This is a genomic window from Streptomyces sp. NPDC126510 (assembly GCF_040302345.1).
GTDB lineage: Bacteria > Actinomycetota > Actinomycetes > Streptomycetales > Streptomycetaceae > Streptomyces.
In genome coordinates this window covers 114,450-123,640 of the sequence record NZ_JBEORR010000027.1, presented here as the reverse complement: position 1 = coordinate 123,640, position 9,191 = coordinate 114,450, and the positions used below count along the sequence as shown (strand labels likewise).

Genomic DNA, 9,191 nt, shown 5'->3' with positions numbered 1-9,191 from the left:
CGAGCCCGCCAGGCCGGACTCCACCTCACCTCCCGCCTCCTCTTCCTGCACCAGACCGTCGCCACCCTCGCCCCCGTCGTCACCACCACGGCACAACCCGCCACGACGGCACCGACCCAGGTCTCCGGCCGCGTCGAACTCACCCCCATCCAGCGCTGGTTCCTCGACGAGCACACCGTCAACCCCGACCACTACGCGATGTCAACGCACTTGGAGCTCGCTCCCGGCACGGATGCCGCTCTGCTGGAGCTCGCCGTGGACGCGGTCGTCGCCCACCACGACGCGCTGCGGATGCGGTACACCCGCGACGGCGACAACTGGGTCCAGGAGTACGGCGACCGGCCGTCCGGCCTCCTCACCGTCCGCGACATCGACGAAGGCGAGGACACCGAGGCGGTGCTGAACGGTGCAGCCCTGGAGACGCAGCGCTCCCTCGACCTGGCGAGCGGCACCCTCGTCAAGGGCGTCATGTTCCGCTTCGCGGACGGCACCGCGCCCCGCCTCTTCCTCACCGTCCACCACATCGTCATGGACGGGGTGTCCTGGCGGATCGTGCTGGAGGACCTGTCCACCGCCTACGCGCAGCTAGCCGGCGAACGCCCGGCCGACCTGGGCCAGAAGACCAGCAGCTACCAGCAGTGGGCGGAGCGCCTGGCCGCGCACGTCCACTCCGGCGCCCTCGACCACGAACTCGACCACTGGCGTTCGGTCGACCCGGACGGGGCTCCCGCGCTGCCAGTCGACCATCCCGACGGCCGCAATGTCACAGCCGCCGAGCAGACCGTCGAGGTGCGCCTCGACCGCGAGGAGACGGAGGCGCTGCTGCACCGCCTGCCGTCGGTGTACCGCACGCAGATCAACGACGTGCTGGTCACCGCGCTCGGCCGCACCCTGGCCGACTGGACGGGCGCGGACCGCCTGGTCCTGGGCCTGGAGGGGCACGGTCGGGAGGAGTTGTTCGAGGAACTGGACCTGTCACGCACGGTCGGCTGGTACACCACCCACTTCCCGGTCAGCCTGACGCTGCCCGCCGGGCGAGGCTGGGGCGAAACGGTCAAGTCCGTCAAGGAGCAGCTGCGGGCCGTGCCGGGCCGCGGCCTCGGCTACGACGCGCTGCGCTTCCTGTCCGCACCGGGCACGCCCGGTCATGCGCTGCGGGCGGACCGGCTCCCGCCCATCAGTTTCAACTACCTGGGCCAGTGGGACGGCACGACCGCGCGGGACGGGCTGGTCCGCGACCGCCTGCCCGCCCTCGGCCACGACCACGCGCCGGACGAGCCCCGCCCGTACCTCCTCGACGTCGTCGGCATGGTCGAGGACGGCTGCCTCGGCTTCACGTGGATCTTCTCCGGTGAAATCTTCGACCGGTCGTCGGTGGAGCGCGTGGCGGGCGAGCAGGTGGCGGCGCTGCGGGCCCTGGTGGATCACTGCCAGGACCCGGCGGCCGGCGGCGCGACACCGTCCGACTTCCCCCTCGCCGGGCTCGACCAGGCGGCCGTCGACCGGATCGCCGGCGACGGCCGGGACGTCGAGGACATCTTCCCGCTCACGCCCATGCAGAGCGGCATGCTGTTCCACACCCTCGCCGAGGCCGGCTCCGGCGCCTATTTCGAGCAGATGAGCATCGTCCTCGACGGTGTGACCGAACCCGGTCTGCTGGAGCGGGCCTGGCAGCACGTCACCGACCACTTGGAGATCCTGCGCGGCGCCGTTGTGTGGGAGGGCGTGGACCGCCCGCTGCTGGTCGTGCGCCGACACGTCGAGACACCGGTCGTCCACCTCGACTGGCGCGGCCTGAGCACCGAAGAGCAGGCCCGCGAACTGGAGCGCTACTTGGCGGAGGACCGGGAGCGCGGCATCGACCTGTCGGCCGCCCCGATGACGCGCATCGCCATCGCCCGTACGTCGGACACGTCCATACGGGTGGTGCGCACCTCCCACCACGTGCTGCTGGATGGCTGGAGCACCTTCCAGATGCTCGACGAGCTGATCACGGCGTACCGGGCGCTGGCCGCCGGCGAGGAACCGGTGCTGCCCGCGCGGCGCCCGTTCAGCGCGTACGTGGAGTGGCTGGAGCGCCAGGACCTGTCGGAGGCGGAGGCGTACTGGCGGGCGCTGCTGGACGGGTTCGACGAGCCCACCGCGCTGCCGTACGACCGCCGTCCCACCGCCAGCCACCGCGCGCAGTCCACGGAACGGCTGGTGACGCGGCTCTCCGCCGACACCTCGCGACGCCTGTACGCGTTCGCCCGGACCCACCGGCTGACCGTCAACGCGGTGGTGCAGGGCGCCTGGGCGCTGCTGCTGTCCCGGTACGCCGGTGAGCGTGACGTCGTGTTCGGCGCCACCGTCTCGGGTCGGCCGGCGGACCTGGCGGGTGTCGACTCGATGGTGGGCATGCTCATCAACACCCTGCCGGTGCGGGTGGCCGTCGACAGCGACGCGCCGGTCGCCGAGTGGCTGACCCGCGTGCAGGAGGCCCAGGTCGAGGCGCGCCAGCACGAGTACGTGCCGCTGCCGCGCATCCAGGGCTGGAGCGGCGTCGAGCGCGGTACGAGCCTCTTCGAGAGCCTGGTCGCGTTTGAGAACTTCCCCGCGGACGGAGACAGCGGCCACTCCGACGGCGGTGTGCGGCTCCACGGCCTGGAGGGTGCCGATGTCACCAACTTCCCGCTGAATCTCGTCGCCTACGCGGGTGACGAGCTGGCGTACGCCCTTGCCTACGACCCGGAGCTGTTCAACGCGGCCACGGTCGAACGGCTGGCCGGCCAGCTGCGGCTGCTGCTGGAGGCCGTCGCCGAGGACCCGGACCGGGAAACCGGCGCGCTGCCGCTGATGACCGACGCCGAGCGGGACCGGGTGCTCCACCAGTGGCAGGGCGCCCGGCTGGAGTCGGCGGACACCGCCCTCCCCCACTTCCCCGCCCTGTTCGAGGCGCAGGCTGCCCGCACCCCGCACGCCACCGCCCTGGTGGCCCGGGACGCCGCGCTCGACTTCGCCGCCCTCAACGACCGCGCCAACCGGCTGGCCCACCACCTCGTTGCCCTCGGTGTCGGTCCCGAGAGCGTGGTCGCCGCCCGGCTGCCGCGCACCTCGGAGGCGTACGTGGCGCTGCTGGCGGTCCTCAAAGCGGGCGGCGCTCTGCTCGGCCTGGATCCCGACCTGCCCGAGGAGCGCGTCCGGTTCCTGCTGGACGACGCCGGACCGGCTCTGGTGCTGGACGAGGCCGCCTTGCGCGAAGCGCCCTGGGACCGGCTGCCCGCGCACGACCCCGCCGACGCCGACCGGCTCGCCCCGCTGCGCCCGGAGAACACCGCCTACGTCATCTACACCTCCGGCTCCACCGGCCGGCCCAAGGGCGTCGCGGTGGAGCACCGCCACCTGGTCAACCTCTGCCGCGACCACCAGGAAGGACTGGTAGCGCCACACACCGCGGACGGGCGGCGGCTGCGCGCCGCGCTCAGCGCCTCGTTCTCCTTCGACACGTCGTGGGAGGGGCCGCTGCTGCTCGCCCTGGGCCAGGAGGTGCACCTGGTCGACGAGGACGTGCGCCTGGACCCGGAGGCGTTCTGCGCCATGGTCGCCGAGCGGCGCCTGGACCTGGTGAACGTCACCCCGTCCTTCCTGCGCGAACTCACCGCCGCCGGGCTCCTGGCGCCCGGCCGCCGCCACCCGCGCCTGCTGCTGGTGGGCGGCGAGGCGGTCGGCACCGCCGCGTGGCGGGAGCTACGCGCGGCCGAGAGGGACCTCGGCGTCGCCGTCTACAACATGTACGGGCCCACCGAGTGCACCGTCGACGCCGTCTACGGCCGCTGCGCCGAGGGGCCCGAGCACCCCGTCATCGGACGCCCCGGTCGCAACCTGCGCGCCTACGTGCTGGACGGCGCGCTGCGCCCGGTGCCGCCCGGCGTGCCGGGCGAGCTGTACCTGGCCGGGGCGCAGGTGGCCCGCGGCTACCCGAAACGGCCCGGTCTGACCGCGAGCCGGTTCACCGCCGACCCGTTCGGACCGCCCGGCTCCCGCATGTACCGCACCGGCGACCGCGCCCGCTGGGACGCCCACGGGCTGCTGGAGTTCCTGGGCCGGACCGACGACCAGGTCAAGATCCGCGGATTCCGCGTCGAGCCCGGTGAGGTGGAGGCCGCCCTCCTGGACCACCCGGAGGTCGCCGAGACCGTGGTGACCGCCCGCGAACATGCCGGCCGGGCCATGCTCGTGGCCTACCTGGTCCCCGCCGGGGACCGCACCCCGCCGGCCGACGAGCTGCGGGTGAGGCTGCGGCGGACCCTGCCCGACCACATGGTGCCCGCGGCGTTCGTCCCGCTGGCGCGCATACCGCGCACCAGCAGCGGCAAGACCGACCGGCGCGCGCTGCCCGCCCCGCCGGTACAGCCCGACAGCACGACGCCGTACGTGACGCCCCGCCCCGGCACCGAGGAGACCCTGGCCACGATCTGGGCCCAGGTGCTGGGCGTCGAGCGGGTGGGCGCGCGGGACAACTTCTTCGCGCTCGGCGGCGACTCGATCCTCTCGATCCAGATCGTCTCCCGCGCCCGCCGGGCGCTCGGCGGACGGTTCTCGCCACGGCTGCTCTTCGAGGCGCCGACGGTCGCCGAGCTCGCGGCCGCCCTCGCCCCGGATGCGGATGAGGCGGCCGACGTAGCGATCCCCGTCGTACCGCGCGACAGTCTGCTGCCGATGTCCTTCGGCCAGCAGCGGCTGTGGTTCCTGGACGACTTCAACGAGGGTGGCACCGAGTACCACTCGGCCGTCGGGCTGCATCTGGCGGGCCCCTTGGACCCGGCCGCGCTCCGCGCGGCGATCGGTGATCTCGTGGCCCGCCACGAGGCGCTGCGGACGACGTTCGACGTGGTCGACGGCCGTGGCGTGCAGATCGTCCACCCCGTGCTGGGACCGGAGTGGCGTGCCGAGGAGGCCGCGAGCGAGCAGCGACTACGCGAGCTCACGCAGGAGGAGCTGGCCCGCCCGTACGACCTGCGTACTGGCCCCCTCGTCCGGGTTCTCCTCGTCCGGCTCGGCGCCGACGAGCACGTGTGCGTCCTTGGGATGCACCACATCGTCACGGACGGCTGGTCGATGGGCGTCGCCTCGCAGGAGCTGGGCGAGCTGTACGCGGCCCGTACCGAGGGCCGCACACCCCGCCTGCCGGAAGTCTCCGTCCAGTACCCCGACTTCGCCGCCTGGCAGCGCGCCCGGCTGGAGGACGACGGACTGCTGGAGGAGCAGCTCGACTGGTGGCGCACCCACCTCGACGGCATCACGCCGCTGGATCTGCCAACCGACCGGCCGCGCCCGGCCGTGCGCTCATCGAAGGGTGGCGTCCACGGCTTCGACGTGTCGGCCGCCACCGTGGCCGGGCTCAAGGAGCTTGCGCGCACGCAGGGCGCGACCCTGTTCATGGCGCTGACGGCGGCCGTGAAGGCGGTCTTCGCCCGCTACACCGGGCAGCGGGACGTCGCCGTCGGTACGGCTTCCGCCGGCCGGGGCAGCGCGGATCTGGAGCAACTGGTCGGCTTCCTCGTCAACACGGTCGTGCTGCGTTCGCACATCGACCCAGGCACGCCCTTCGGCACCTTGCTCGGGCAGGTGCGGGAGACGGTGCTCGACGCGTTCGCCCACGAGGATGTGCCGTTCGAGCGCCTAGTGGAAGCGGTACAGCCGGAGCGCGACGCGAGCCGCACCCCGCTCGTGCAGGCGATGGTGGTGCTGCAGAACGCACCCGGCATGCAGCCGAGCCTCGGCGAGGTCCGCGTCTCCGACTACCCGCTGGAGCGGGATTCGGCTCTGTTCGACCTGACCGTCGAATTCGAGGAGTACGAGGGCGGGCTACGGGCGCTCGTCGAGTACAGCGCCGAACTCTTCGATGCGCCGACCGTCGCGCGGTTCGGGGAGCACCTGAACACGCTGCTGGCCGCCGCCGTGGCCGACCCTTCCCGGCCGGTTTCCGCGCTGCCGATGCTCGCTCCGGGTGAGCGGGAGCGGCTGGTGGGCGAATGGGCGGTCACGCCCGGGGGCGCCCCGTGGGAGGGCACGATCCACGAACGGGTCACCGAGCGCGCCGCGACCACACCGGACGCCCCGGCCGTGACCTGCGCGGGTGAGTCCCTGACCTACCGCGAACTCGATGAGGCGGCGAACCGCCTGGCCCACCACCTGGTGTCCCTGGGCGCCGGACCCGGACGCCTGGTCGCCCTCTCCGTCGAACGCGGCACACAGATGGCCGTCGGACTCCTCGGCATCCTCAAGTCCGGCGCCGCCTACGTACCGCTCGACCCGGCATACCCCGCCGACCGCCTCGCCTACATGCTGGAGGACTCCTGCGCCACGGTCCTCGTCACCCACCGAGGACTGAGCACCGGGCTGCCGGTCAGCGACGTACGGGTCGTCGATCTGGACGCCGAGCACGAGGCCATCACCGCTCGGCCGGTCACGGCGCCGACGACGGGCGTGTCCGCGACCGACCTGGCGTACGTCATCTACACGTCGGGCTCGACGGGTCGTCCGAAGGGTGTGGCGATCGAGCACCACGCCGTGCTGCACCTGATGGCCAACTCAAAGCCGCTGTACGGGTTCGGGCCGGACGACGTATGGACCGTCTTCCATTCCTACGCCTTCGACTTCTCCGTCTGGGAACTGTGGGGCGCCCTCATGACCGGCGGCCGCGCCGTCATCGTCCCCCACGACACCGCACGCAACCCCGACGCCATGTGGCGGCTCCTGCGACAGGAGGGCGTCACGGTGCTCGACCAGACCCCGTCCATGTTCCGCGAGCTGGTCGAGCGGGCCGCGCAGTCCTCCGCGCCCTCCCTGCCGGATCTCCGCTGGGTGATCTTCGGTGGGGAGGCCCTGGAACCCAAGCACGTCTCACCCTGGTTCGAGCAATACGCCTCCACAGGCACCCGCCTGGTCAACATGTACGGCATCACCGAAACCACCGTCCACGTCACCTACCAGGACATCACCGCCGACCACCTCACCAACGGCGGCCGCCTGCCCGCAGGCCGCCCCCTGCCCGGATATCACGTCTACCTCCTCGACGAACACGGCAACCCCGTACCCACCGGCGTCGCCGGAGAGATCCACGTCGCCGGCGGCGGACTCGCCCGCGGCTACCTCAACCGCCCCGCCCTCACCGCCGAACGCTTCCCCCTCAACCCCTACGGCCAACCTGGCCAACGCATGTACCGCTCCGGCGACATCGCTCGCTGGCGCCCCGACGGCACCCTTGAATACCTCGGCCGCGCCGACGACCAAGTCAAAATCCGAGGCTTCCGCATTGAACTCGGCGAAATCGAAACAACACTCCTCACCCACCCCCAGGTACGGGAGTGCGTCGTCACCGCCCACCAAGCCACCGACGGCCACCGCCGACTCGTCGCCTACACCGTCACCGACACCGACCTGTCGGTCACCGAACTCCGCGCCCACCTCGGCGAGGCCCTGCCCGACTACATGATCCCCGCCGTCTTCGTCCCCCTTCCCCACCTCCCCCTCACCCCCAGCGGCAAAGTCGACCGCCGCGCACTGCCCGAGCCGCAGGTGCAGACGGAACAGCTCGCCACCGCCTACGAAGCACCCCGCGACGAAACCGAGGAGACCCTCGCCGCCATCTGGGCCGGCCTTCTCGGCCTGGAGAAGGTCAGCATCCACGACAACTTCTTCGAACTCGGCGGCGACTCGATCCTCTCCATCCAGCTCATCTCCCAGGCCCGCCAAGCGGGGTTGCACCTGACCTCGAAGCAGATGTTCGTCCACCAGACCATCGCCGAGCTGGCGTCAGCCCTGCGGCGTGCGGATGCCGACGCGCCGGCCACCGGGGGCCGCGCGCCCGAGGCGTCGGGCAGGGTGGAACTGACCCCCATCCAGCGGTGGTTCTTCGCCGAGCACAGGGCGCAGCCCGACCAGTACGCGATGTCCGTGCACGTCGCCCTGGCCCCGGACACGGAGCCCGCCGTGCTGGAGCGCGCGCTCGCAGCGGTGGTCGACCACCACGACGCGCTGCGCATGCGGTACACGGACGACGGCGCGGGCGGCTGGGTCCAGGAGTACGGCGAACGCCCCGGAGAGCTGCTCTCGGTCCGGGACCTGACGGCGGTGGCCGGCTGGGAGCGGGCGCTGGACGACGCAGCGCTGGAGGTCCAGCGCGCCCTGGACCTGCGCGCGGGCACCCTGGTGCGAGGAGTCTTCCTGCGCATGCCGGACGGGGCGCCGCCCCGGCTGTTCCTGGCCGTGCACCACCTGGTGATGGACGGCGTGTCGTGGCGGGTCGTCCTGGCGGACCTATCCACCGCCTACGCGCAGCTCGCCGAGGGCCGGGCCGTGGACCTCGGCCGCAAAACCAGCAGCTACCAGCAGTGGGCGTGGCACCTCACCGCACACGTCCGCTCCGGCGGCCTGGACCACGAGACCGCGTACTGGCGCAAGGCCGTGTCGGGCACCATGGACATCCCGTGCGACGGGTCGGCGGCGAGCACGTACGGCGAGGTCGCCGTCGAGTCCTCGGTGCTGGACCGGTCCGCGACGGAGGCGCTGCTCCAGCGTGCGCCCGGCGCGTTCCGCACCCGGATCAACGACGTGCTGCTGGCCGCGCTGGGCCGGGTCCTGCGGGACTGGGCGGGCACGCCTGTCACGATCGCCCTCGAGGGCCACGGCCGCGAGGAGCTGTTCGACGACGTCGACCTGTCCCGTACGGTCGGCTGGTTCACGACGATCCATCCCGTCGTCCTCGACGTTCCCGAGGGCCCCTGGGAGGCGGCGCTGAAGGCCGTCAAGAAGACCTTGCGCAAGCTGCCCGGGCGCGGGCTGGGCTACGGGGCCCTGCGTTACCTGTCCGAGCCGGGCAGCGCCGCGCACACCGCCCTCGCCGCCGCCCCGCATCCGCGGATCAGCTTCAACTACCTGGGCCAGTGGGACGGCGCGGCCGGCTCCGACGGCGGACTGATCCGGGACTGGCTGGACGGCCTCGGCGCCGACCAGGCGCCCGGCGAGGCCCGTCCGCACCTGATCGATGTCGTCGCCGCCGTCAGCGACGGCGAGCTGCGCGTCGACTGGCTGTACGCGCCGTCCACCCACACCCCCACCACCGTCCGACGGCTCGCGGACGACTTCCACATGGCCCTGCGGCAGATCGCCGCCGCGGCCGGCAACTGACCATCATCGGAAGGCTTTGC

At 72.4% G+C, this 9,191-nt stretch carries 2 protein-coding genes; one reads left to right on the top strand and one right to left on the bottom strand.

All coding sequences use genetic code 11. The features are described from left to right. On the bottom strand, positions 1-192 hold a 192-nt coding region (locus ABTX60_RS31890), incomplete at its 3' end, for a hypothetical protein (RefSeq protein WP_352100476.1). Between ABTX60_RS31890 and ABTX60_RS31885 the strand changes: the two genes are divergently transcribed. Further along, on the top strand, positions 148-9,171 hold the full coding sequence (locus tag ABTX60_RS31885) for a non-ribosomal peptide synthetase (RefSeq protein WP_352100473.1): 9,024 nt from the start codon (positions 148-150) through the stop codon (positions 9,169-9,171). The two genes, ABTX60_RS31890 and ABTX60_RS31885, sit on opposite strands and share 45 nt — an antisense overlap. Positions 9,172-9,191: the final 20 nt, after the last annotated feature.